This window comes from Mycobacterium dioxanotrophicus (assembly GCF_002157835.1).
In the GTDB taxonomy this organism is placed as follows: domain Bacteria; phylum Actinomycetota; class Actinomycetes; order Mycobacteriales; family Mycobacteriaceae; genus Mycobacterium; species Mycobacterium dioxanotrophicus.
The window spans coordinates 1,309,369-1,333,563 of record NZ_CP020809.1 but is presented as its reverse complement, the minus strand read 5'-3'; the positions used below and the strand labels follow the sequence as shown (position 1 = coordinate 1,333,563).

At 67.9% G+C, this 24,195-nt stretch carries 19 protein-coding genes and 1 pseudogene; 11 read left to right on the top strand and 9 right to left on the bottom strand.

The annotated features are described in order from the left end of the window. Positions 1-42: 42 nt before the first annotated feature. On the bottom strand, positions 43-261 hold the full coding sequence (locus BTO20_RS06520) for a hypothetical protein (protein WP_087074372.1): 219 nt from the start codon (positions 259-261) through the stop codon (positions 43-45). 276 nt (positions 262-537) lie between these two features. Then, positions 538-1,197 (bottom strand): hypothetical protein, encoded by a 660-nt coding sequence (locus tag BTO20_RS06515; protein ID WP_087074370.1) that lies wholly within the window; start codon positions 1,195-1,197, stop codon positions 538-540. A gap of 104 nt (positions 1,198-1,301) precedes the next feature. Between BTO20_RS06515 and BTO20_RS06510 the strand changes: the two genes are divergently transcribed. The 5 genes from BTO20_RS06510 (at position 1,302) to BTO20_RS06490 (ending at position 5,521) form a co-directional block, all read left to right on the top strand. Continuing rightward, positions 1,302-2,726 (top strand): lipase family protein, encoded by a 1,425-nt coding sequence (locus BTO20_RS06510; RefSeq protein ID WP_087074368.1) that lies wholly within the window; start codon positions 1,302-1,304, stop codon positions 2,724-2,726. Next, positions 2,714-3,070: a hypothetical protein gene (locus tag BTO20_RS06505; RefSeq protein ID WP_157680151.1), complete on the top strand. Its 357-nt coding sequence runs from the start codon at positions 2,714-2,716 to the stop codon at positions 3,068-3,070. The genes BTO20_RS06510 and BTO20_RS06505 overlap by 13 nt, the downstream gene beginning before the upstream one ends. A gap of 114 nt (positions 3,071-3,184) precedes the next feature. Beyond that, on the top strand, positions 3,185-3,934 hold the full coding sequence (gene aqpZ, locus BTO20_RS06500) for an aquaporin Z (protein WP_087074364.1): 750 nt from the start codon (positions 3,185-3,187) through the stop codon (positions 3,932-3,934). Between the two features lie 78 nt (positions 3,935-4,012). Continuing rightward, complete coding sequence (locus BTO20_RS06495; protein ID WP_232491066.1) at positions 4,013-4,789, top strand: glycoside hydrolase family 25 domain-containing protein; 777 nt, start codon at positions 4,013-4,015, stop codon at positions 4,787-4,789. Between the two features lie 69 nt (positions 4,790-4,858). Then, a complete protein-coding gene (locus BTO20_RS06490; protein ID WP_087074362.1) occupies positions 4,859-5,521 on the top strand; it encodes a sensor domain-containing protein in 663 nt (220 codons plus the stop codon). A gap of 3 nt (positions 5,522-5,524) precedes the next feature. Here BTO20_RS06490 and stpK7 read toward each other — a convergent pair whose 3' ends face one another. After that, positions 5,525-7,330, bottom strand: a complete 1,806-nt coding sequence (gene stpK7, locus BTO20_RS06485) for a serine/threonine protein kinase StpK7 (RefSeq protein WP_087074361.1) — start codon at positions 7,328-7,330, stop codon at positions 5,525-5,527. 84 nt (positions 7,331-7,414) lie between these two features. Then, the gene (locus BTO20_RS06480; RefSeq protein WP_087074359.1) at positions 7,415-9,037 is read right to left on the bottom strand and encodes a DUF4407 domain-containing protein; all 1,623 of its coding nucleotides are present in this window, start codon (positions 9,035-9,037) and stop codon (positions 7,415-7,417) included. 188 nt (positions 9,038-9,225) lie between these two features. Between BTO20_RS06480 and BTO20_RS06475 the strand changes: the two genes are divergently transcribed. Beyond that, positions 9,226-11,601, top strand: a complete 2,376-nt coding sequence (locus tag BTO20_RS06475) for a lysylphosphatidylglycerol synthase transmembrane domain-containing protein (protein ID WP_087074357.1) — start codon at positions 9,226-9,228, stop codon at positions 11,599-11,601. Here the strand turns inward: BTO20_RS06475 and BTO20_RS06470 are convergent. Then, the gene (locus tag BTO20_RS06470) at positions 11,598-12,317 is read right to left on the bottom strand and encodes a hypothetical protein (protein WP_157680150.1); all 720 of its coding nucleotides are present in this window, start codon (positions 12,315-12,317) and stop codon (positions 11,598-11,600) included. The genes BTO20_RS06475 and BTO20_RS06470 overlap by 4 nt on opposite strands. A 67-nt stretch (positions 12,318-12,384) precedes the next feature. Here BTO20_RS06470 and BTO20_RS06465 point away from each other — a divergent pair, with 67 nt between their 5' ends. Next, on the top strand, positions 12,385-14,337 hold the full coding sequence (locus tag BTO20_RS06465; RefSeq protein WP_087074353.1) for an SNF2-related protein: 1,953 nt from the start codon (positions 12,385-12,387) through the stop codon (positions 14,335-14,337). Positions 14,338-14,362: 25 nt separating this feature from the next. On the opposite strand, the gene BTO20_RS06460 is transcribed toward BTO20_RS06465, so the two are convergent. Then, complete coding sequence (locus BTO20_RS06460) at positions 14,363-15,106, bottom strand: MSMEG_1198 family transcriptional regulator (RefSeq protein WP_087074351.1); 744 nt, start codon at positions 15,104-15,106, stop codon at positions 14,363-14,365. Between the two features lie 188 nt (positions 15,107-15,294). Between BTO20_RS06460 and BTO20_RS06455 the strand changes: the two are divergent. The 3 genes and pseudogenes from BTO20_RS06455 to BTO20_RS06445 form a co-directional block, all read left to right on the top strand. Further along, positions 15,295-15,519 (top strand): annotated as a pseudogene (locus BTO20_RS06455) (LuxR C-terminal-related transcriptional regulator); the annotation flags it as partial. Positions 15,520-15,629: 110 nt separating this feature from the next. Further along, positions 15,630-16,379, top strand: coding sequence for a WXG100 family type VII secretion target (locus tag BTO20_RS06450; RefSeq protein WP_157680149.1), 750 nt, complete (start codon positions 15,630-15,632; stop codon positions 16,377-16,379). A gap of 13 nt (positions 16,380-16,392) precedes the next feature. Next, positions 16,393-16,992 carry a hypothetical protein gene (locus tag BTO20_RS06445; protein WP_087074347.1) on the top strand — a complete coding sequence of 200 codons (600 nt, stop codon included), beginning with the start codon at positions 16,393-16,395 and terminating at the stop codon, positions 16,990-16,992. A 3-nt stretch (positions 16,993-16,995) separates the two neighbouring features. Here the strand turns inward: BTO20_RS06445 and BTO20_RS06440 are convergent, their stop codons facing one another. Continuing rightward, positions 16,996-19,242: a sensor histidine kinase gene (locus BTO20_RS06440; RefSeq protein ID WP_087074345.1), complete on the bottom strand. Its 2,247-nt coding sequence runs from the start codon at positions 19,240-19,242 to the stop codon at positions 16,996-16,998. 74 nt (positions 19,243-19,316) lie between these two features. Between BTO20_RS06440 and BTO20_RS06435 the strand changes: the two genes are divergently transcribed. Then, the gene (locus tag BTO20_RS06435) at positions 19,317-20,003 is read left to right on the top strand and encodes a response regulator transcription factor (protein ID WP_087081704.1); all 687 of its coding nucleotides are present in this window, start codon (positions 19,317-19,319) and stop codon (positions 20,001-20,003) included. Here BTO20_RS06435 and BTO20_RS06430 read toward each other — a convergent pair. Beyond that, on the bottom strand, positions 20,000-21,538 hold the full coding sequence (locus BTO20_RS06430) for a DUF7937 domain-containing protein (protein ID WP_232491065.1): 1,539 nt from the start codon (positions 21,536-21,538) through the stop codon (positions 20,000-20,002). The two genes, BTO20_RS06435 and BTO20_RS06430, sit on opposite strands and share 4 nt — an antisense overlap. Positions 21,539-21,543: 5 nt before the next feature. Continuing rightward, positions 21,544-23,763, bottom strand: coding sequence for a hypothetical protein (locus BTO20_RS06425; RefSeq protein WP_087074341.1), 2,220 nt, complete (start codon positions 23,761-23,763; stop codon positions 21,544-21,546). Between the last annotated feature and the right edge of the window lie 432 nt (positions 23,764-24,195).

Below are 24,195 nucleotides of genomic sequence, written 5' to 3'. Positions count from 1 at the left end.
TGAAGAGCCCGGACACTGTCCGGGCTCCTCGGGCAACGCCGATCAGGCGTGGTGGTTCTGGTGGTGATGATGCGCGGCGGTGGCCGGCTGCGGGAAATTGTGCTGGCCGGGGAAGGTCTCGTGATGGCTCACCGACGGACCGGTGTTGACGGGCGCGACGTCGGCGCGGGCGGAGGCAGCGCCGAGAAAGATGAGGACCGGAGCGGCGACGAGGGTGACACCAGCGGCGTATCCGGCGGCGATGCGGCAGGAGAGGCTCATGATCGGTTCCTTTGTCTCAGTGGGCTTTTGAAGTTCTCGTCCGGTGTGATCCGGTGTTGAGAAAAGAATGCCCCACTGCGACACGCGTCAGTATCGGCCGACCGGCCCACGCATCAGGTGAACCCGCTGTCCCCCGATCGGGGGAAGGCGCCGAACCTTGCGCGAACAGACACATGGGTACGCGAAACGCGGCGTGTCGGGGTACCTGAGTGTCTGCTCGCGAGAGGAAGGTGCGCGGGAGGAAGGTGCGCGGGAGGAGGTGGCGGGAGAAAGTGCCTAGGCCATGCCGACGTAATAGGCCTTGGCGACGGTGTGTTTGGTCGGTGTGCCCGTCTCGGTGCCGACCTCGACGGTCCAGCCGTCGGGCCCGCGGTGGATTCCTGACGCGTCGTCGGGTGACGTTCCCCAGATGCCCATCAGAGCAGGCCCTTTGCCGCAGGTGTAGGCCGGAGCGCCGCGCTGACCCCAGGCTCCGCCGATCACGGCACGGCACTGGGTCCCGTCATCGAGTGCCAGCGCCATCGGGACGGCGTCACCGCTGCGCGGCTCGGTCGGGTCGCCCAATCCCGTGGCGTTGCGGAGATAGAGCGTGGTGCTGAACGGATCGGCCAGACACAGCACCGCCGTGCCGTTTTCGGTCGGCCAGCAGGCATCGCCCGAGTCCGCGGTGCCGCCGCACCAGCGGATCCCGGTGCCGACGTCATACGGCGACGAGCCCCAGCAGTCGACAGGGGTGTCGCGGTGGCTCTCGTCCTGCGACCAGCCGCTCTGCATGTTGCCCTTGGCGTCAACGGGTTTCAGCACCACCCGCTCCGGCCCGGCGGCTGCGGGCGTCGAACTGGGCGCGCCCGAGGAATCGCTGCTGCCGCAGCCGGCCAGCACCACACATGCTGCGGCGGCCGCCGCGAGCAGACCCGTCACGTGCATCCGCGCCATATCGCTCTCCTCAGCCGTCCAAAGTTGGTTGATCGTAGCCAGCGCCAGGCCCTTACCGATCACTAACGTGGTGGCGACACCACACCGCGATCAGGAGCTGAACAATGCACGTCGTCTTCCTGCACGGCATCGGAGACGGAAACCGCGACTACGACTGGCTCGACGGCCTCAACCGGGGCCTGACCCAGGCGGGGTTCGACCCGGTCGACCGCGCCGACGTGCTCGCACCGCGCTACGCCGACCTGCTCAAGACCGACGGCATCTCCGCCAAGCTCCCGGCCATCACCTACAAGGCCAAGGACGACGCACTGGCCCGCCGAGAGTTCGAGCGCCGCCAGGCGCGGGTGCAACGCCTGCTGCGCCGAGAGTTCGGGGTGCGCACCTACGGGTTCAACCTGATCCCCGACCCGGTGTGGAACGCCGCACCCGGCGCCGTCGTCGACTACCTGTCCATGTACGACCTCGACCAGGTCCGCCGCTACATCGGCAGTGATGGGCTGCGTGCGGCGATCATGCTGCGCATCATCAACGCCCTGCCCGACGACGGCGAGGTCGTGCTGATCGGCCACAGCCTCGGCAGCGTCATCGCGATCGATTTGCTCGACCACCTGCCCGAGCAGTTGCATGTGCGGCGATTCATCACCATCGGCAGCCCGGCCGGCATCCGCGCCCTGCACGAGGGCAGCGAGCGGCTGCTCAAACGGTTTCCCTACAGCCGCGTCGACGACTGGTCGAACTTCCTCAACGTGCGTGACATCGTCACGGGCGGAAGGGGTTTGGCATCGACCTTTCCCGGCGCACAGGATTTCATGCTGACTGTGCGCGGGCACCAGGCCGACACGTATCTGGGTGATCCCGCGGTCGCCGGGCTGGTCGCCGACGCGCTCTACCCGCAGGCGGAACCGGCCGCCGCGACAGGCACCGACATCGCGGTGCGGATGAGTGAAGCCGAGGCATCGGCACTGTTGGTGCAGCATTTCGGTGAGGCTGTCGCGCGGCACATCAGGGATTCCGAGCGTGCCGACCGGTATCGCGCGACGCTGCAGATCCTGCGCGACGACCTGGCCGCCCAGCTTGCCCAGCAGGCGGCCGGCGGGCAGCTGCTCGCCCCGGAACTCCAGGAACTCGCCGCCGGGAGGCTGCCGGCCCTGCCGCACCGATGGGAACTGCACGAGGCGATCGGCGAACTCGTGGTGCTGGCCCTGACCAACTGCGTCACGCCCTACGAGATCGACACCGGCGACGCCCCGATCAAGGCGCTGGAGGACATCGCCGAGGCGCTCGGCTTCCGCCGCGACGTCGGCAAGACCGTGGCCACCGCGATCAAGGACGTGCAGGCCGCGGTGAGCGGTAAGAGCGGGGTGCCGTGGGGCCGGGTCCTCACGGCCGCGGCCGGGGTGGCGCTGATCGCGGCCGGGCCGGTCGGGTTGGCCGTGGCGGCCCGGCCGGTGCGTTCGGCGCGGCCGCAGTCGCCGGCGGACTGGCCGCATTCGGTCCCGGCGGCATGGTGGGCGGTTTGGCGATGGTGAGCGGTCTGGCCGGTACCGGCGCCGCGACGACGGCGGCCGCCCTGGCCAGTGGGCACGGATCCGCCGAAACCGCACCGAATCTCGACAAACTCATGATGCGGGTGGCCGCCGAGCATGCCCGCAAACTGCTGGATCTCGGCTATGACAGCAGGCTCTGGTATCAGGTCACCGACTTCGAAAGCCAGGTCTCCGCGGTGATCAACCGGCTCGAACCGTTCAACGACCCCAAGTCGGCTCGAGTCATGCAGTTGACCGCGGCGAAAGTCGCGATCAATGCGTTGCTGCAATTCATGTCCGGAAGCGGACTGGCGCCCAATGCAATCACCGACGGCGGCGAACCGTAAGCAATCGGAATTCAAAGTCAACGTACGGCAACGAAATAATAAACAGGTATCGTAAATTCCTTTCGTGGCCTTACCCTTTCGTCAATGGTCATTCGTTGAACAGGGGGACAACACGTGAACAGTTCACTCATCTCCAAACTCGGGGCTGAACTCTTCGGAACTTTCTGGTTGGTTTTCGGTGGCTGTGGCAGCGCGATTTTCGCCGCCAAACAGATTGCCCAGGATGCAGACGGCAGCAACGTCTATCAGCTGGGCATCGGATTTCTCGGTGTCGCACTGGCTTTCGGGCTCACCGTGGTGACCATGGCGTACGCCGTCGGTCACATCTCGGGTGGTCACTTCAACCCCGCGGTCACCCTGGGCGCGGCGGTCGGCGGCCGGCTGCCGTGGAAAGACCTGCCCGGCTACTGGATCGCGCAGGTGGTCGGTGGCCTCATCGCCGGCCTGCTCCTACTCGTCATCGCCAAGGGCCAGCCGGGTTTCACCGCGACCGGGAACATGGCGGCCAACGGCTACGGCGCCCACTCCCCCGGCCACTACTCACTGGCGGCGGTGCTGATCACCGAAATCGTGCTGACGGCGTTCTTCCTCATCGTGATCCTGGGCGCGACGGACGACAGGGCGCCGAAAGGCTTCGGACCGCTGGCAATCGGCTTGTCGCTCACCCTCATCCACCTCGTTGCGATCCCGATCAGCAATACCTCGGTGAACCCGGCGCGCTCGACGGGTGTGGCGTTCTTCAACGGCAACGGTGCCCCTGCGCAGCTGTGGGTGTTCTGGCTGGCACCGCTCGTCGGCGGCGCTCTCGGCGGCATCGTGTACCAGTTCGTGTTCGCCAACCGGCAGGCCGACGCCAAGGCGTAGCGGCTGTGCATCGTCAGGATTTCCGACCTACCCTGGTGGTAGCGGCCCGGTTTGGGCCACGTGGACAGTGGCGGAAGCATGACGAGCGGAGTGGCGAAACAGATGGTCTCGGGCCGGTCGCCCGCCGAACGACAGTCGCGCTCGACTCATCCGCGCCGCCGCAAATCTCCACAGGAAGAATTGACCGCCGCGGTTGTGCCGGTCACCGACACCCTTTTTGCCGACGTCTCGGAGTTTCAGCGGGTGGTCGACGACAGCTATCCGTACGCGGTGCTGTCGATCCGGGTCAGTGACGGCACCTACCGCGACCATAATTTCGCCGCCAACTATGCCTGGATGCGCAAGGCGCTCGACGACGGCAAATTGGTGTTCGGCATCGTCTACACCTACTGCAGGCCCAATTGGCAGGCCAATGCCAACACCGTGCGGACCATGATCGACGCCAACGGTGGGCTGCATCCCCGCGTCGCACTCATGCTCGACGTCGAACAGGGCGGCAACCCGACGGGCGACGGATCCTCCTGGATCAACCAGCTGTACTGGAACCTCGCCGACTACGCCGGAAATCCGGCCCGGATCATCGGGTACGGCAATATCTACGACCTCAACGCCATGTGGCGCAGCAAGCCGACCGGCCTGCGCCTCATCATCGCTGCCTACGGCAGCAACCCGCCGTATCCCGGCAAGGTCGCCCACCAGTACACCGACGGCAGCGGCTTCGGCGGTGGATTGCCCGAGGGCGCACCGCCTTTCGGGAGTTGCGACATGAATTCCGCCGACGGGCTCAACCCCGTGCAGTTCGCCGCGGCCTGCGGTGTGGTGCCTCCACCGGCACCGGGCACCGAACTGGTCTGACGCGAAAATTGCCGCCGGGCCGGGCCGCGATGCGGGATTAGGATCAGCACCGGACCCGAAGGGGGGCTCATGAGCAAAGCCGGTGCGATGCTGATTCTGGCCGGACTGCTGGCGGTGACCGGGTGCACCCGCACCGTGCACGACGTGGCCACCCCTCAGGTCGACGTCCTGGGCAGCATGCTGGCCAGTGAATCCGAACTCAACACCATCATGAGCACCACGGGCCTGCGGTCGAAGACGGCGTTGCGTCAACCCGCCAAGCTCGATGCCGGCGAACGTGCGTCGCGCCCGGAATGCGTGCCCGTCATCGGCAACGCGATGGATTCGGTGTACCAGGGCACCGGGTACACGAACTTCCGCGAAAACCAGTTCGCCGACGACACCGACAGTGTGGAAATCGACCAGGCGGTCGCGATGTTCGACACCCCTGCCGCCGCCCGCGCTGTCGCGGCGAAGACGGTCGGGCTGTGGCGGCAGTGCGCGGGCGACACGCTGTCCATGACCGAGGGCGGCAGCAGCAAGTCCTATCAATACGTCATGGCGGCTCCCGCACGGATCGACGGCGTCGACGTGACGCACGACGAACGGCCGGACTATCCCGGGTACGGCGACCGGCGCGCGATCATGGTCGCCGACAACGTCGTCGTCGACGTGCGGATCAGTGGCACCGACGTGACCGACAACCAGGTCGTGCAGTTGGCCAAGACCATCGGCGGCCGCAACTCTCTCTGAACGTCAGTGCAGGGCGCCGTTGATCACCGGATGATCGATCATGCCCTTGTCCAGGCCCCACTTGCTCACGATGGTGCGGTATTCACCGGTCGCGATGATCTGCTCCAAGGCCTGCCGTAACGATTCGGCAAGCGCAGAACCCTTGGCCACCGGCCAGCCGTACGGCGCGGAGTCGAAGACCTCACCGGCAGGCTGCAGGGCACCGCCGCTGAGCTTGATCGCGAACCCCGTCACCGGCGAATCCGCCGTCATCGCGTCGGCGTCCCCGGCGACCAGTGCGGCGGTGACCTCGTCCTGACGGGTCAGTTGCACCTTCTGGATCGGCGACAGGCCCGCCGCCACACAGGTGTCACTCTTGGCCGGGATTTCCTTGGTGTCCTGAATCGTGCCGTACTTCACCGCCACTCGCAGACCGCACGCCGCCGTCGGGTCCACGCTCGACCCGGTGCGCTGCGCCCACAGCGTGCCCGCGTTCAGATAGGTGACGAAGTCGGCCTGCCGTTCCCGCTCGGCGGTATCGGTCATCGCCGCCATCCCGACGTTGAAATTGCCGTCCCGCACCGAAGGCAGGACGCCGTCGAAACCCGTCTCCCGGAAGTCGGGCACCAACCCGAGGACGCGCGTCATCGCTTTCATCAGGTCGACGTCGAAGCCGATCAGGTCACCGCCAGAGTTCTTGAACTCCAGCGGTGCGTACGGCACGTTGACGCCGATAACCAGGCGTCCGGTGTCGCGGATCTGCTGCGGCACCGTCGCGGCGATCTCCGGGACCGCACCGGACGGTTCAGCAACCCGGCCGGCCGCCGACGACGTGTCGGCCAGCCCTGGCCCGCGGTCGCCGCCGCGCAACTGCCACACCCCGACCGCACAGACGGCAGCCACCACCACCGTCGCCGTCCCGATGGCAAGTGCTTTGCGCGGCAACCGGACCCGTGGCCTCGCCTTCACCCGCTGGGCCGAATGGCGCCCGGAGCGGCCCGTGATACGCACCGGGACGCTGAGCGCAGCGCGGGCGGCGACGGCCAGTTCCCCCGCAGTCTGATACCGCTTGTCCGGCTTCTTGGCCATGCCCTTGGCGATGACGTCGTCGAACGCCGCCAGGCGGGGGTCGGTGGCCGACGGCCGCGGCACCGGCTGCACCATGTGCCCGGCGATCTGCTGTTCGAGGCTGTCGACCGGATAGGGCCGCGCGCCCGTCAGGCATTCATAGAGCACACACGCCAGCGCGTAGACGTCCGACCGCGGATCGGTCTTGCCCGCCGACTCGAACCGCTCGGGCGCCATGTAGGCCAGCGTGCCCAGGGTGTTGCCTGCCGTCGTCATGCCGGCCTCGCCCGCCATGCGGGCCAGGCCGAAGTCGATCAGATATACGAAGTCATGATCGGTGATGAGGATGTTCGACGGTTTGACGTCCCGATGGATCAGGCCCGCATGGTGAGCGGCGTCGAGGGCGTCGGCAACCTGCTCGACGAGACTCACCGCGAAGGCCGGTTTCAGCGGTTGTTCGGCCTTGGCCAGGATGGCCCCGAGGTTGCGGCCCTCGATCAGGCGCATGTCCAGATACAGCCGGCCGTCGATCTCGCCGAAGCCGTGGATGGGCACCACATGGGGATCGTTGACGCCGGCCGCGGCGTGCGATTCTTTGCGGAAGCGCTCCTGGAATGAGGCGTCCTGGGCCAGATGCGCCGGCAGTACTTTGAGCGCGACGACGCGATCGGTGTTGGTGTCGAAGGCCTCGTAGACCTCGCCCATACCGCCGCGGCCGATCAGCTTCCGCAGCTGATAGTGGCCAAAGGGTGTCGTCTCCACCGCTTTCCCTCTCGGCGCAGGCCCCCTGCGCCGATGTGTCGATCGAAGTTACATCACCGAGGGCGCATGTGTCTCCGGGGCGGCTTACGCCGGTGGTAATTGCCGCGGGCCCCGCGAATCAGATAGCTGGCCGCGTTCGTGCCCGTCGCCCACTGCCGGACCCCGCTGGGATTCGATGCGACCGCTCGGGACGTGCGTGGGCCAGGCACCCGCCAAGTCCTCGGCGGCGACTGCGGACGCCGGGGTCGGAGCCGATTGCGCCTCGGTCTCGACGGTCACCTTGTGCGTGCGTTTGACGGTGAGGTGGATTTCCTCGGTTTCCTCGAAGACCTGCCGGATGGGCTTGGTGGCGTTGTCGATGGCACCGGCGACGATCGGCGGCACGAACGGCCGCAGCCACCGCACGGCGGCCTTGGTGACGTCGGGGATGACGGGAATGTTCGGGATACCGGGAAGGGCGGGGCCTCGCTTGGGCTGGGCCGCCTCGCCGGCCCTGTCGAGTTGTCCCGATTGAGCCTGGACCGGGAGGTTGTCCCGCTCGGGCGTCTGCGCCGCGAAGCTCGCCGCCTCGGCCGCGGCGGCGATCGGCAGGTACAGATCGGCGACCGGTTCGGCCTCGATCAGCTCGGGCCGCGGCTCCTCGACCGGTCGGTGAGCCGTGACGGGCCGCGGGGGCACCTGCGCCTGCAGCGGCTCGGGCATCGGTGCGTCCAGCGCCGCGATGACGCGGCGGCGCTGCTGTTCGCGATCGATCTCGTTCTGCGCCTCGATGGCCAGCTGCGCGCGGGTCAGCTCTTGCTCGGCCCACATTTCGTCGATCGTCGCCCGCACCTGCGCACGTTTGACGGCGATCGCGGTGTCGGCGTCGAGCTCGGCGCGTGCCTGCTCGGCGCGGGCATCGTCGGCGCGCTCCGGCGTCGTCTCCCCGCGCCACAACCGCAGGATCAACGGCAACGCGCTCAGCAGCACGAAAAACCCGACCACTAGCAGCCGCAGCGCAAGCGCACCCGGATGCCCGAAGGTGTAGCTGTTCATCGCGAGCCACCGCGCACCCAGCCCGCCGGCCCTCGCCGCCTCCCGGGCCTGCTCGAGCGTCTGCTGCCCGGCGGAGATCTGCGCGTCCAGCGCGGCGGCGCGGCCGTCCCGGTCGGCGATCGCGGTATCCAGATCCCGCTGGGTGTCTGCCAGGAAATCGTCTGCGGTGCGGGTCTCGGGCCCGGCGCCCGGTACTCCGGTGATGCGGACCTGCGGGCACTGCGGGGACGGGTTGAATTCGCAGCGCGCCACCACCAGCGCCTCGTCGCGCCGCTGGGCCGCCTGCGTGACGGCGTCATCGAGCTTGGTGCGGGCCGCCCGTGCCTGATCGAGCTCGGCGGCGGCCGCGGTGACAGTCGGCGCGGCCGACGCCTGCTCGGCCAGCACGCGATCGATCGAGCCGCCGAACACAACCATGGCCGCGAGCTCGCCGACCACCGCACCGACCGCCACGGCGACAACCCAGCGTCCGGCCACGGCGGTGCGTCCGCCCGCGACCGCCCAACTCGCGACCCCGAACACGACGCCGACGACGAGGCCGACGCCGATCACGGCCGCGGTCGGCCACCGGGTGGCACCCGCCAGCGCACCGATCACGGCCAGCGTGGCCAGCACGGTGCCGAGCACAAGGACGGCGGCGACAAGAGGTTCGGGTATTCGACGGGCACGCATCTAAGGCTCCAATGAGTTCGGTGTGCTGTGCGCCAAGCGGATTCGTCACGCCGGTGCGTCAATACGCGCATCCTCTCATAGCACTCCCCAGCGCGCTGCGCAGGCAAACCGCAAGTGAGGATCACGGCCAATGACCGGTATCGACGACACAGCCGGTTACCTTTGTCGCGGGCCGCGAAAGGGGGAACATGCGCGTTGACGGACGGGATATCACCGTCACCGGCAGCCTGCTGCAACCGCTGACCCGGCGTACCAACGACATCCTGCGCCTGGCAATGGCGACACTGTTCCTCGCGACGGTCATCACCAGCTCGCTGATCACCCGCTACGAATGGGTGGCCCTCGAGCGGTCGATCTCCAAGATCGTCGGCGTTCTGACGCCCACCCAGTCCAACCTGGTGTACCTGGCCTACGGCATCGCAATCCTGGCCCTGCCGTTCGTGATCCTCGTCAGCCTCGTCCTGTCGCGGCAGTGGAAACTGCTCGGCGCCTATGCGGCAGCCGGTCTCATCGCGATCCTGTCGCTGTCGATCACCGGCAACGGCATCGCCGCTCCGCAATGGCATTTCGACCTGACCGACCGGCTCGACACCCAGCTCTCCCAGTTCCTCGACGATCCCCGCTGGATCGCCATGCTCGCAGCGGTGCTCACCGTGTCGGGCCCGTGGCTCTCGCGTCGGCTGCGCCGCTGGTGGTGGACGCTGCTGCTGGCGTTCGTGCCGATCCATCTGGTGGTCAGCGCCGTGGTGCCGGCGCGGACCCTGCTCGGCTTGGCGGTCGGCTGGTTCGTCGGCGCGCTGGTGGTCCTCGTCGTCGGCACGCCCGCACTCGAAGTGCCGCTCGACGGCGCCGTGCGCGCCTTGGCCCACCGCGGTTTCACAGTGTCCTCGTTCACGGTGTTGCGTCCGGCCGGCGCCGGGCCGCTGCTGCTCAACGCGGCATCGCCGGATCCCGCCGCGACGGCGGTGGTCGAGCTCTACGGACCCAACCAGCGCAGCGGCGGCGCCGTGCGGCAACTGTGGAGCAAGCTTCGGTTGCGCGCCAACGAAACCGCTCCGTTGCAGACGTCGATGCGGCGGGCCGTGGAGCACCGCGCACTGATGGCCATCGCCATCGGCGACCTCGGGCTGGCGAGCACGTCGACGATGTCGGTGGCTGCGCTGGAACGCGGCTGGACGTTGTACGCCCACAACCCCAAGCGTGGTCAGCCGTTGGGCGGGTGCACCGACGACGCCGGCGTACAGAAGGTATGGAACGCGTTGCGCATGCTGCACGACCACCAGATCTCGCACGGCGACCTACGCAGCCGTGAGATCACCGTCGAGGACGGCGCGGTGCTCTTCGGCGGATTCGGCAGCGCCGAATACGGCGCCACCGACACCCAGCTGCAGTCCGATATCGCGCAGCTGCTGGTGACCACGTCCGCGCTGTACGACGCACCGTCAGCGGTGCGCGCGGCGATCGAGGCGTTCGGCCGCGAGACCGTGCTGACCGCGTCCGGGCGGCTGACCAAGACCGCGGTGCCCGGACGGGTCCGCGATGCCGTGCCCGACGCGAAGGCAGTGATGTCCCGGGCCCGCGACGAGGTGAAGCACCAGACCGGCGCCGACCAGATCCAGGCCGAGACCATCACGCGGTTCACCCGCAACCAGGTGATCCAGCTGGTGCTGCTGGTCGCGCTGGTCTACGTGGCCTACCCGTTCATCAGCACCGTGCCGACGTTCTTCTCCGAGCTGGGCACCGCGAACTGGTCGTGGGCGCTGCTGGGCCTGACGGTTTCGGCGCTGACCTACGTCGGAGCCGCCGCCGCGCTGTGGGCGTGCGCCGACGGACTGGTCAGCTTCCGGCACCTGGCGATCATGCAGGTGGCCAACACCTTTGCCGCCACCACGACCCCGGCAGGCGTGGGTGGTCTCGCCCTGAGCACGCGCTTCCTGCAGAAGGCCGGGCTGAGCACCATGCGCGCGACGGCCGCGGTGGCCCTGCAGCAGACCGTGCAGGTGATCGTGCACGTGCTGCTGCTGATCCTGTTCACCACCGCCGCGGGCGCCCGGGCGGATCTGTCGCACTTCGTCCCGTCGGCGACTGTGCTGTATCTGATCGCGGGTCTGGCGCTCGGTTTGATCGGTGGGTTCCTGGCAGTTCCGAAACTGCGGCACTGGCTCGCGACGGCCGTGCGGCCGCGGCTCCAAGAGGTGACCGACGATCTCGTCGATCTCGCCAAGGAGCCCAAACGGCTCGGCCTCATCGTGTTGGGCGCGGCGGGAACGACGCTCGGTGCGGCGCTGGCGCTGTGGGCCAGCGTCGAGGCGTTCGGCGGCACCACCTCGTTCGTCACCGTCACGGTCGTCACGATGATCGGAGGGACGCTGGCGTCGGCAGCCCCGACTCCCGGTGGTGTCGGCGCGGTCGAAGCCGCCCTGATCGGTGGTCTGGCCGCATTCGGTTTGCCTGCCGCCATCGCCGTCCCCGCGGTGCTGCTCTACCGGGTGTTGACGTGCTGGCTGCCCGTCTTCGTGGGGTGGCCGGTGATGCGCTGGCTCACCCAGAACGACATGATCTAGCGGGTTTCACCGCGGACCGCGGCGTTGGCGCGGTGCATGTCGGCGGCGAGCCGTTCCATCAGATCCCGCAGCGGGGAATCGGGCAGCTGCGCACTGGCCTCGAAGCTGCCGCTGAGGTCCAGACCGGCGCGCGCACACTCCATGAGCGTCCACGGGATCCCGGTCTCGCCGACATCCAACTGCTCGCGGATGATGTCGACCGTCCGCAACTGCAGCCGGTCCATCTCGGCAACGGTCGACACGATGCGGTGCTCGTGGCGGGCGCGCGCGACGGCTTGGCTATCCGGGGCACCCTGCGTGTCGGATCCGACGGCCACACCCCCACCGGCCGTCACGATGAAACCGTCCGCGGTGGCCGTCGCCTCCGCGTCGAGCTTGTCGGATTCCAGCGTCTGCATGCCGTCGATGCAGTCGGTCACCGTCGTCAGCGCCGCGATCACGCGTTCGGCGAGCTGTTCGCGACGCGGCTCGGCACGGTCCCCCGCGTCACGGTCGGCCAGCCCCTTCACCAAACCCCGCCGCGCGCACGTCGCTGTCCTCGACGTTTCCGACATCGAAAGCTCGGGAAAGCCCTCCGGCGGCGCGGCAATCGCCAGCAGCCGGTCGAATTCGACCACCAGCTCCTCGACCTGACTGCGGGGCAGCAACGGGTTGCGGGCCAGCTCGCGATACCGCCGCTCGGTGGCGGCATCGGTGGCCGAGGGGTCCTCGTCCATTCCTTCACGGTAGACGGAGCGGAATCGGCGCACGCGACACGACAGTGAAGTGGGATGATCGACAGTCATGGAGCGCGCCGACCTCACCGAACTGGTCAACCGCGCCGACGGCATCCTCGCCGACATCGGCAAACTCCGGGCCGAGGTCGCCGCGAACATCCGGGCCAGCACCGACGCTATCGTCGCCAAATCCCTGCAGTCAGCACCCGTCGACAGCGTGCGCGCCTATCTCACGCGTGGGGCCCGACTCGGCGGTCTGGCCAACTCGCCGCAGTACCGCACCGTCGCCGACATCCAGGCGGTCCCGGCCCGCGCACTCACCCAGGTGCCGGGCGTCGACATCGCCACCGCGCAGGCCGTGCAGGCCGCCGCCCAAGCCAAGACCGACCACCTCCGCGGCGGCGTGCGGCCGCGGTTGACCCCCGAGCGCGATATCGAACTGGTCGGCAACCTGCTCGCGCTGAGCAAGGCCGACACCTCCGTCAAGCAGCTGCGGCGGTTGTTGCCGCGGCTGCGCACCCGCGCCGCGGCCGCCCCGCCCACGCCCGCCGACCCCGACGCTCCCGATCCTGCGGTCGCCAAGGTCACCGAACTGATCGACCGCATCGAAGAAGCCCGCCAACCCGCGTCCGACGTGTGGGCCGAATACCGCCGTGACCCCACCGGCGTCGACACGCTGCTCGGCGAATTCGCCTCGGGGACGACCATTGTGGATGCCCAGCAGGGATTCGTCGGCGCCGACGTCACGGCGCAGGCCGAGCATGTGTCGCTCGACCGGTCGCTGCTGCGTACCCCGCTGCGCGGGTATCAGGCGTTCGGCGCGCAGTACGCGCTGGCACGTCAACGTGTCCTGCTCTGTGACGAGCTCGGGCTGGGCAAGACGCTGCAGGCCCTGGCGGTTGCCGCGCATCTGGCGGCGGCCGAGAAGATGCGGCACGTGCTGGTGATCTGCCCGGCCAACCTCGCCATCCACTGGGTCAACGAAACCGTCAAGCACACCACCTTGACGCCGATCGAGATCCGCGGCAGCCAGAGTGAGGAACGACTGGCCGAGTGGGAGGCCAAGGGCGGGGTCGCCATCGTCACCTTCGCCACGCTGGTCCGGATCACGCTTCGGGTGCGCCCCGGTCTGGTGATCGTCGACGAGGCGCATCTGCTGCGCGATCCGAAATCGGACCGGGCCCGCGCGGTGCGCAATGTGCTGACGTCGGACAACCGCATCATGTTCCTGACGGGAATTCCGATGCACAGCCGCATCGACGGTTTCCGCAACCTGGTCGACTACCTGCAACCAGAGGTGGCCGGAACCGTGGCGCCCAACGCCGGCATGCGGGGGTCGATCGGATTCCGCCGCACGGTGGACCGCGTCTATCTGCGCCGTGACTTCCGTGACGTGATCGACGAACTTCCGCTGCGCGTCTCGACCGAGGAATGGGTCAGGTTCGGGCGGTCCGACCGGGAACGTTATCGGCGCGCGGTCGGCAGCGGTAACTTCACCGCGATCCGGCAGGGCGCATGGCCGTCCGGGTCCCCCGAGCCGGCCGCCAAGCTCGACCGCCTGATCGAGTTGACCGCCGAGGCGCACATCAACGGCGCCCGGGTGGTGGTGTTCTCCCAGTTCAGCCCTGTCCTCGAGGTGATTCGGAAAGCCCTGCCCAGCAACGTCTTCGGCCCGCTCGACGACACGGTGCCCGATCCGCGGGCGGTGGTCGCCGAGTTCGCCGCCCACCACGGGCCTGCCACGCTGCTGGCCCACGTCGATTGCGGAGCACTTGACCTGCGCAAGGTTCCGGCGCCGCTCGTCGTGATCCTCACCGAACCGCAGTGGCGCCCACAGCTGGAACGCCAGATCATCGGACGCACCCAGCGGATCAGCGAGCTCCCCACCATCCGGGTGTACCGGCTGCTGGCCAGAAGCAGCATCGACGAGCCGATCCGCCGCCTCGCGCAGAGCCGCGACGAGGCCCCACCCCATCAGGATCAACTGGTGCGGGCCGAGCAGTCCCGCCTCGCCAAGTAGGTGACTCGCCGCGTCAATCTCGTTGCTATGAATCGACATTCGGCGATCTCAGCACGTCGGCGTGACCGTTGCGCCTGCACCAGCTCACGATGTAGCGGGCATGCAGGCCGCACCACCGGTAGACGGCGGCCAGGGTCAACGGCAGGTCCGGATCATGCTCACCACGCTGCACGATGATCGGCCCGAGATAGTGGGCGGTGACCTTGTTCGCGGTGTTGACCGCGACGCCCGCAGCGGCGGCAAGAGTGACGCCGTCGGTGGCCCGCCCCGCAGCGATCGCTCCTGCCAGCCTTCCGGCCGTCTGCCCTTTGCGGCTGCGGAATGCCTCGTACAGAGGAGGTTTCCGCGACGCAGGCACCGCCGCGATGTGTCGTCGGCCCACCGCGGCGTCGCGGACCAGCGTAGAAAGCTCAGCAGTACCAACAGACTTGGGAAACACGGCGGCGATCTCGGGGCGCAGCCTGGCTTCGTCGAGCAGGTCGAGTTCGATGGTGTGTCCCTGGGTCGCCAGGATCACCGGTGCCGGACGGTCCGCGGCCCGCAGGATGTCGAGCACATCGAGGCCGTCAAAGCTGTACTCCAGATCGGGGTGATTCCACACCAGATCGGCGATCACGACGTCGAAGCGGACCCGGCCGGCAACCTGTCGGCGGACATCGTCACGGTCCAACGCCTCTTCCACCGCACTGCCGGGGAATGCGTTGGCCAACGCCGGCGTGATGATGCGAGCCAGCGGCGATGCCACCAGGATTCGAGGACTGCGGTCCATACTCAATTTTCCTATGCCCGGCAAGATCTTGCCTGAAGTTCTCAGTTATTGACGTTTCGCGAACTCCAAGTCTGGCAAATAGGTGTCAAGACCACCTGCTTTTCCTGTCGTCCGAACGGACGATAGAACGAAGTTTCAGGTTGAGAGGTGTCACGGATTTGTCTGTTCCCGATATGACACCCGCCGTGCAACCAGAGCTGGCACCCCGCGAAGTCGAGGTGCTCGTCGCCTGGTTCCACACCGAAAGCAAGGAAGCGGTCGCCCGCCAGTTGCACATCGCGCCGACCACGGTCCGCACCCACCTGCAGCGGGTGCGGGCAAAGTACGCCGCGGTCGGGCGGCCGGCGAAGACCAAGGCCGCCCTGGTCGCCCGGGCCATTCAGGACGGGCTCATCCACATCGATGATCTGTGAGCAGCCGGCTCGCCGTTGTCATCCGTTGGACTGACAGCCAATCGTGGCGCCAGATGGTGTGATTGGGTGACATCGCCCGTGCCACACACAGCCTGCCCGAGGAGGTCCGTATGGGAGTGGTCGGTGCCGATGTCGACCAGATGCGCGCCCTGGCACGGACGCTGCAGCAAGCGGCCGATCGGCTGGAGGCGGCGTCGGCCGCAGTGACGGGTGCACTGTCGTCGGTGCCCTGGCGCGGTCCCGATGCGGAGCGCTACCGCTCGCAGTGGCACGGCCAGTCCCGCACCGGCATGCGCAGTGTCGCGTGCGCACTGCGGGACGCCGCGACGGCCGTCGAACGCAATGCCGGCGAGCAGGAACATGCCAGCGCCGCAACGGGATCGACGATCGCCAAGTCGGCGCTGCGGGTGCTTCCCGACGGGTTCGACCAGCAACCGCTCAACCCGCTCGTCGGTATCCGCGATTTCCTCAATTCGAATGCGGTGTGGCCCATCACGTGGGGAACTCTGCTCGGCCGGTACGACGACATCGGCGCCATTCCGCTGTTGGATGCCCTCGGGCTGGCCGGCGATACCCGGCTGACGCCCGAGGAGAAGATCGGCGAAGCAGGCGATTCGATGATCGACCTCGCCAGCGGACTACTCAAGAGCACCGACACCCCGGTCGGCTATCTCTCGGGAGTGGCGCTGTCGCAATGGCGTGACGTCGCCGAGCAGGCGGCGCAGGCGGACTTCAGCGCGGGCGGCGTCAAGACCGTCACGGACTACATCGCCTCGGATCCCGGCGGGGCGTTTGACGCCGCCAAGGACGCCGTAGTCGGGTATGTGCCGAAACTGTTCTCGAATCTGGTTCCCTGGTAGAGAGGCGATCCTGGTGGACGACACCGCACTGCTGACCGACGACGAGATCGTCGCGCTCTGCGCCGCCGACGGGCGGCCGTGGCCCATCGGGTTGAGCACCGTGGCCGCGACGCCCGAGGAGTTGGCACGGGCCGGTATGCGGGGCATGCGTTCCCTGATGGTGCGCAGGCTGGCCCGCGCCGACGCGGACCGCCCCGGCATGCGTCCGCACGAGATGATCGCCGACGATGTCGCGGCATTCCTGGGCTCGGAACACCGTGTCGGCGCGTATATCGCACCGGCGTCGGATCATTCCGTTCTGGGCGGTGCGTCGGTGACCGCGGCACAGACACCCGACGGCTGGGTGGTCGACACCACGACGGCAGCCGGTGTCCACGCGTTACGCCCGGCGTCCGCAGAGGACGCCGCCGCGGCTGTCCTCGCCCTCGCCCAACAGACTTATGACGGAACGGCTTTCACCGCCGACGACGAGCGTACGGCCTGGGTGTGTGTCATCCGGAACGGGTCCGACCTCATCGCGGTCGGTCACGGATCGGTCAGCGGAACCGTCGGCGGAAATCCGACCGACCACTGGGATCCCGACGCGATTCGCAGCATCTTCGGGGCGCCCTGACCATCACGCAGGCACCAGGACATGGCGGACCAGCACCCACACCAGCGGACCTGAGGTCACCACCTCGGCGCAGCCGGCGGACTCCAGGTCCCGTCCCAGATGCGGGTCGTCGACCATTCCCTCGCAGACGATACTGACGCTCACCTCCGACTCCGTGCCGTTGACCACGAGCCGTATCGACGCGGGTGCCGCGCCCACGATCCGCTCCAACGGCATTGTCAGCGCGCTGATTTCGTCGACATCGAGCACCGGCAGGCTGCCGCCCAGGTCGATCGCCACGTCGGTATCGGACGACTCCGCGGTATCGACCAGCCGACGGACCTGCCGCATGAGCGGGTGATCGAAGGTCGCCTCCTGGTCGAAGAGGGCCCGCAGTCGCCGAGATTCGGCGCGTGCCGCGCGCTGCAGAGCGGCGTCGGCGCTGCCGGTCCCGCTCAATTGGTGCAGCAACGGCAGCACGTTGTCGACCAATCTGGCATAGCGCCGCTGATACTCGTCACGCACTGCCCTACTCACCCGGTCCACCACGACGAGCCGGTGATGGGCATCGGTCTCGGCATGCGCCTGGGCCGCAGCGCCCCGCACCAGACCGTTGAACAGCAAGGCGAACAGCTGGACCGCGAGGATGCTTGCCGTCCCGAGGCCGATGTTCACCAACAACGCCCAGTCCGGTCGGCAGATCAGCTCGGCGGCCGCTCCCAACGTCCAGAAGCCGACCAGGACAGCCGCACCACGGCCGGTCGACATGCCCAGCAGCAGCGGCAACGCGCACCACCCGACGGCGTTCTGCGCCCAATGTGCGTAGCCGCCAACCAGTTCCGGCGGTAGCAGCAGTGGCTGCAGGACCGTCACGAGCATCAGAGCGCCGATCGCCGGTCGCGCGAAACCCCAGCGACCACGCATGATCCCGGGCACCGCCGTCAGCACTGCGCAGGCAGCGACCACGCCGAGAACGACGTCGACCGCACGCCCGCCACTGGCCAGTCCGGCCTGCGGCACCGCGAACGCGAGATTCGCCAAGGCGTAGCCCGTGAGGGCCAACCCGTATCTGATCCGCACGCGATCGATGAGCCGATCCGGATCGGACACCGCCGGGTGCGCGTCGACCTCCGGAAACGTGTGCGGCCACGACAATTCGACCGAGGTACCCGCTCCCGGTGACGACCTGATCTGCGCCTGCCCGCCGGCTCGGACCATCCGGTCGATGATCGAATCCGTCACGCCGTGGCCGCTGCGCGGAGCGCCGGGGTCGAACCCGATGCCGTCGTCCACGCACACGACGGCGTCGGGCGACACGGTGATGCTCAGCAGGTTCGCCTCGGCGTGCCGGTCCACGTTGTTCATCACTTCGCGGGCCGCCGCGAGCACGAGCCGCCCGGTCTCACCGGCCAGCCAGAGTTCCCCGACCCCGTGGAACTCGACGGGCGTCACCAGATGCGCGGCCGCGTCGCGCAGTTCGCCGACCAGTTCGAGGCGTTCCGGCGGGGCGATCCACGGACCATGTTGCAGGAGCTGAAGATCGCGCCGGGCCTGGGCGGACAGCCGCTCCGGCGACGCGACGGCGCCCTGCCCGACCATCAACAATGTCGAGGCCGCCGTATCGTGCAGCAACGCCAATTGCTCACGGTCGAACTCCCAGACCGCGTCGTTGATCTGTTGCACCAGTTCGGCTGCCCGACGTCCGGCCCGGGCCTGGCCCACCGCATCGGCGACCCGCAGCACCATCAGACGGATCAGCACGGACGTCGACCACTGCAGCGCGAAGTAGTACAGCGCCGCCACCGCAGTGACATGGCCCCACCCCACGACGTGGGCGCTCCCCCACGCGTAGCCGGCGGCCACGGCGAGCGTGATCGGCAAGCTGATCCGGGCCGGTACCGAAACCGCGAAGCTGATCACGGCGGTACCCGCAATCGCCTGTGGCGCACTGTTGGTCAGGTAGAAGTGCGGATCGGGGGTGAGGACCGGGATCGCCGCGCACACTGCGAGAACCAGCAGGAAGTCGACGGCGAGGACGGTACGCCCGTGCGTACGGGTCGTGATGCGGTAAGCCGACCACACCGCGAGGATCACCAGCACCCAGGTGCCGGCCGGCAGTCGTGTGGATGCCGGATCGGCGAGGGCCACCAGCGCCACCGCCAAACCCACGCAGTTGCGCATCAGCAGTCCGACAGTGGCGGCGCGGCGCATCAAATGGCGCCGCGGAGCATCGGTCTGCAGCTCTGTCGTCGCCCCGTCCGATGCCGCCATGAGAAGAACATAGATCGATTAGACTGACGTGCAAATCCCCCGCCCACAAAGAGGTTTCGGTGCACGACGCAGCGATGACGACTCCACAACCCACCAGCGGTCCCCATCCCGTGACGGTCGCGGTGATCGACGACCACGATGTGGTGCGCGCCGGCATCGAAGCATGGTGTGTGGACGCGGTTCCGCCGATTGAGGTGACGGGTTGCTTCAGCACCCCGGCCGAGTACTTCGCGCAGGCCGCCGAGACCCCAGAGCCGGTCGACGTCGTACTTCTCGATCTCCAGATCGACGGGGGCAAACCGGAATTCGAGACGTTGCGGGTATTGTCCGAATCCGGCCAGCGGGTGGTGGTGTATTCACATCTGACGGCCGACGAAGTCATCCTGACCTCACTGGACCTCGGCGCCGTCAGCTATCTGACGAAGACCGAGGGCAAGCGTCATCTCATCGACGCCATCCACGCCGCACAGTCCACCACGCCCTATGTGGCTCCCCGGATGGCCAAAGCTCTTCTCAACGACACCCGGCTCGGCCGGATCAGCTTGTCGGAGCGCGAAAAAGAAGTCCTCATCGCCTGGTTCCAAACCGAGAGCAAGGAACTCGTCGGCAAGCGGCTCTACATCTCACCGACCACCGTGCGCACCCATCTGCAGCGGGCACGGGCGAAATATGCCGGCGTCGGGCGGCCCGCACCCACCAAGTCGGCGCTGCTGGCACGCGCCATCGAAGACGGCATCCTCAGCCTCAACGACCTGTCTTAGTCGTCGGCGCGTTGCGCCCCGCCATAAGTGGTGCCCGCGGCGAACCGCTTGGTCGATTCGGCCAGCACCTGGGCCACCCGGTCGTGCGCTGAATCCGTTGCGGTCGAGGGGGTCTGCGGCCGGGCGATCCGGATGGTGGCCGATTCGACGGCCACAGGCTCCGGCGGTTCGGCGGCCGCGACCGGTTGCTCAAAGTTTCGGATGCGCCCGCTCGTGGCACCGGCCACGAGCGGGATCACCAGCAGGGCCAGGGCCAGCACACACAGGGCCACGTCGAAGGTGCTGGTGATCTGCTGGGACAGGGTGTTGCCGTACACGCTGTTGATATCGGAGGCGTTGAGCGGCTGGACCCGCGGCACCAGCGCCACTCCGACGATCACCCGCGATACCGTCAGCACGAACAGGATGCCGAACAGCAGCGGCATCACCAATCGCGGTGCCGCGCTTGAAGAGTTGTGGTTGATGAACAACCACATCGCCAGCACCGCGACCACCAGATCGAAAGCCATCAGTGCGGTGCTGTTGTACGGCGGGGCCGGGAGATCGAGCACCGAGGTCGACATCAGGTCGATGATCCGCAGCACCGCAGAGCCGCCACACCAGACCGCGATGATCAGCAGGCACTTTCGCGTCGACCCGCGCCACTGGTCACCTGAGACCGACGCACCGAGCACGGTGGCTGTGCCGACGAGCGCTGCTGCAGCCGCCCACGCCAGATACCCCTCGAACCCGACACCCGCGGTAGAGGTGTTCTGCGCAATCCCGTGGAATGCGTCGAGGTCGCGGCCCACCGGCAGGATCCACACCAGCGCTCCACTGATCAGGACCGACGATCCGAGCAGCACGGTGGCCATGCGTGCCGCCGCAGTGCCCGACATGAGCCAGCGCGCGGCAATCACGATGGGCGCCAGAGCAACCAGGCCGTAGAACAGCGCGGCCACGGCCACGATGAGGTTCTGCATCCCGGTGTCGGCGTTGCCGATCTGCGGTACCACGAATCGGGTACGCCAATAGAGGTTGAACGCCACCGCCCCGATGGCCAGTACGACCGACGCGACGCCGATGATCCGCGATGTCCTGGCGCCGAACCATTCGTCGTCGGTTCCGGCGATGCTCGGCTGGGCAGCCAGCAAGGCCCCCGCCGTTCCCAGCCACGCGCCCGGGCCGATGCCCGGCGGCAGCGTGCCGGTACCCCCATAGGAGACCGACTGAACCACGGTGACGGCCACAAACCCCACTGTCACAAGCAGATACGGCACATTGAGCAGCAACCGCAGCCGATCCCGCGCAGCCCCAGTGCCGACGTGGCTGCACACCACCGCGGCCAGCGACAGCACAGTCACGAGGGCCAGCAGGCTGAACACCCAGCCCGGTGTCCCCGCGATCCCTACCCCGCAGGAGACGCTCCAGGGCAGCAGTAGCCCGGCCACCACGAGGATCCCGGCGAGCGCGTCTCGAATGAGGTTCGTCCTATTCGTGGCGGCGTCGGTGGCGAACACCGTTGTCGCGGCTTCGGTGTGGTGATGTGTAGGCACAGGCTCTAACTCGTTCCCGATCCGAACAGTCCGCCCCCGCTGCCGCCGAACGGCAGTTGCGGCAGCAATGGGATCTGCGGCAACAGCGGCACCGAGGGCGCCGACGGAGCCTCAGGCACCGGTACCGACGGAGCAGCCGGCGCCGGGACGTTGAACACCGGTATGGGCAGTTTGAACACCGGCTCCGGAACCGAAACCGGCGGATCCGGAACCGATACGGGCGGATCAGGAATCTTCACCTGGGGCACCTGAATCGGCGCATCCGGAATCTTCACCTCAGGCACGGAGACGTCGGGTACGGGCGCCTTCACGATCGGCTTCGGCGACAGGTCCGGCAGCGGCAGCACGTTCGGCAGCTGCGGCGTCACGTCGGGTTTCGGCGACAGCCCGGGCAGCGGCAGCACGCCCGGCAGCTGTTGCGTCACATCCGGTTTGGGCAGTACGTCCGGAATCCCGGCCGTGACGTCGGGAGTGACGCCGAGCCCCGGCTTGACCGCACCGGGCGTCACACCGGCCGGATTCGGCAATACGGCACCGAGATCGGGTATGGCACTGCCGAAAATGGGCGTACTACCGGGTTTTCCATTGGTGACCGGAGCCGGGAGCGCCTCGATCACCTTGGTGTCGGGAGGCAGCACCTGCGCTGCGTCGACTCCCGTCTTGCCGGTTTGGAAGATCTCGGCAGGTATGGCGCCCGCGTTCGACACCGCCGACTTGGGTTGGTCGGTGCTGAACAGCGCGCCGCGATTGCTCGGTACGGCGGCAACCAGCCCCAGGTCTTTGAGGCCGAGACCGTTGTTGGGGTTGACCATGTCGGTCAGCGGTACGACGCGGCTGACGTTCTGGGCCGCTTCGATGGTGTTCGCCGGGTTCTCCTGCATGTTGCCGAGAACCGACAGCACCTGAGTCATGTCCACCTTGGACAGATCGGGGATCAGCCGCGGCACGAAATCCGGGACCGCCTGCGGGATATCGGGGTTGAGCGGATCCGGCGGAACGGGCACCAGGGCCTGCGGGTCGGGAACGCCCACAGTTCCGTCCCGGTAGATCTGAATCACCCTGGGCACCACGGCGTCAGCGCCGTTCCCGGAGAAATTCAGAGCCTTGGTCTGGAAGGTGCGTACGCCGCCGGTATCCACGCCGGGCGGCGGGGTGCTCTCGATGGCAGTCCAGTTCGGGCCGTCAGGGGTGACGCCCTGGCCGGGTGTGACCGGGAAGTACTTGCCGGGCACCGTCTCGTCCTGCATCCGGATCGCCTGTTGGGTCGCGGTGGGCCGGATGCTGATGGCGACACTGACGGCCAGGGCCGCGAAACCCACCACCACGACGGCGGCAACGGTACTGCCCAGCAGCAGCATCTTGGGGCGTGGCCCCGCGGCAGTGACGCCGTCGTCTTCCACTTCCTCGGGGTCGATCGCGCTCAGCGGCCGCATCGGGGTCTGCAGCGGGACGTCGGTGTCGGCGTACTCGAATTCGGTGTCGAGGCCGCCGGTGTCGTCGACCTCGGAGTAGGCCAACTGCTGGGCCTGCGGGCCGAGCATCGTCTCGGCGGCGTCCAGTTCGATATCGGGCAGCGCAGCGGCAGCCGACGGCAGTGAAAGGGCGGCCAGCGCCGCCCCGCGTGCCAGGACGAACTCGGGCTCATCGGGGAATCGCAAGGGAACCGTCGACGCCGCACCGACTTCGGTGGCCCACTGCGAGGCGGTCGGCGCCCCCAGCACGATCACGCTCGTCGCGCCGCCCGGCTCCTCGCTGAACCGCTCGAGCAGGGCCCGGTAGGCCGAGGCGTGATCGTCCTGGCGAATCGGTTCGACGGCGATGAGCGAGGTGGTGTCGGTATCGGAATCGACGATCGACAACGCTGCCGTATCGCCTTCCGAGGACAGTGAGGCGACGGTCTCGCCTGCCGCCAGCGACCGCACGGCGGCGATCAGCGCATCGGGGCGGGCTACCGCGGTCACATCGGTCATATCGGCGTCGACGAGGGCATTGACCAGCGTCTTCGCCTGCTCGGAGTCGCCGTCACAGATGCGGGTGGCCACGACGCGGTGGCCGGACTCGGCCAGCATGCGGTCGGTGGACACCAATGTCGACACCAGTGCGCTGACGGGTTCGGTGCTCAGATCGACGGCAGATTGGTCGATGACGTCGTGCGGCGCCGCCGCGTCGAGCAGCGCGATCCGCGCGTCGGCGCCGACAACGGACACCCCGAGCATGACGTCCATCTAGCCCACCTCATTCATCAGGCTGCCGACCCAAACAGCACCGCCTTTGCTGGCGCGCGTGCTCACTGTAAACGTCAGGTCACGAACCGGCATCACCAACCTCCAAATAACTGCGCAGTGATCCTCACACCGGTACGTGGTTGCCGGATATCGGCCGTTCGGACGACGCGCCCGCCCAACCGCCGGGATGGGAGCAACCGGCAGACGTCGCCACGACAGGGCACACGCGACAAGTCGTTGCGTTGGGAAATACCGAGTTCGCCTAGACCGCACCGGAAAGCGGGACATCGGCCGCCTGCCGACCCTTTCGCGAACGCAATTTGCCAGCCGCCGAATCGGTCGACGGACTTCGCGCGCTGGACATTCATACGATCGGGCGACAACGATTCGCTATCCGATCCGGGCGCCGGACATTAGTGTTTCCTCAACCGA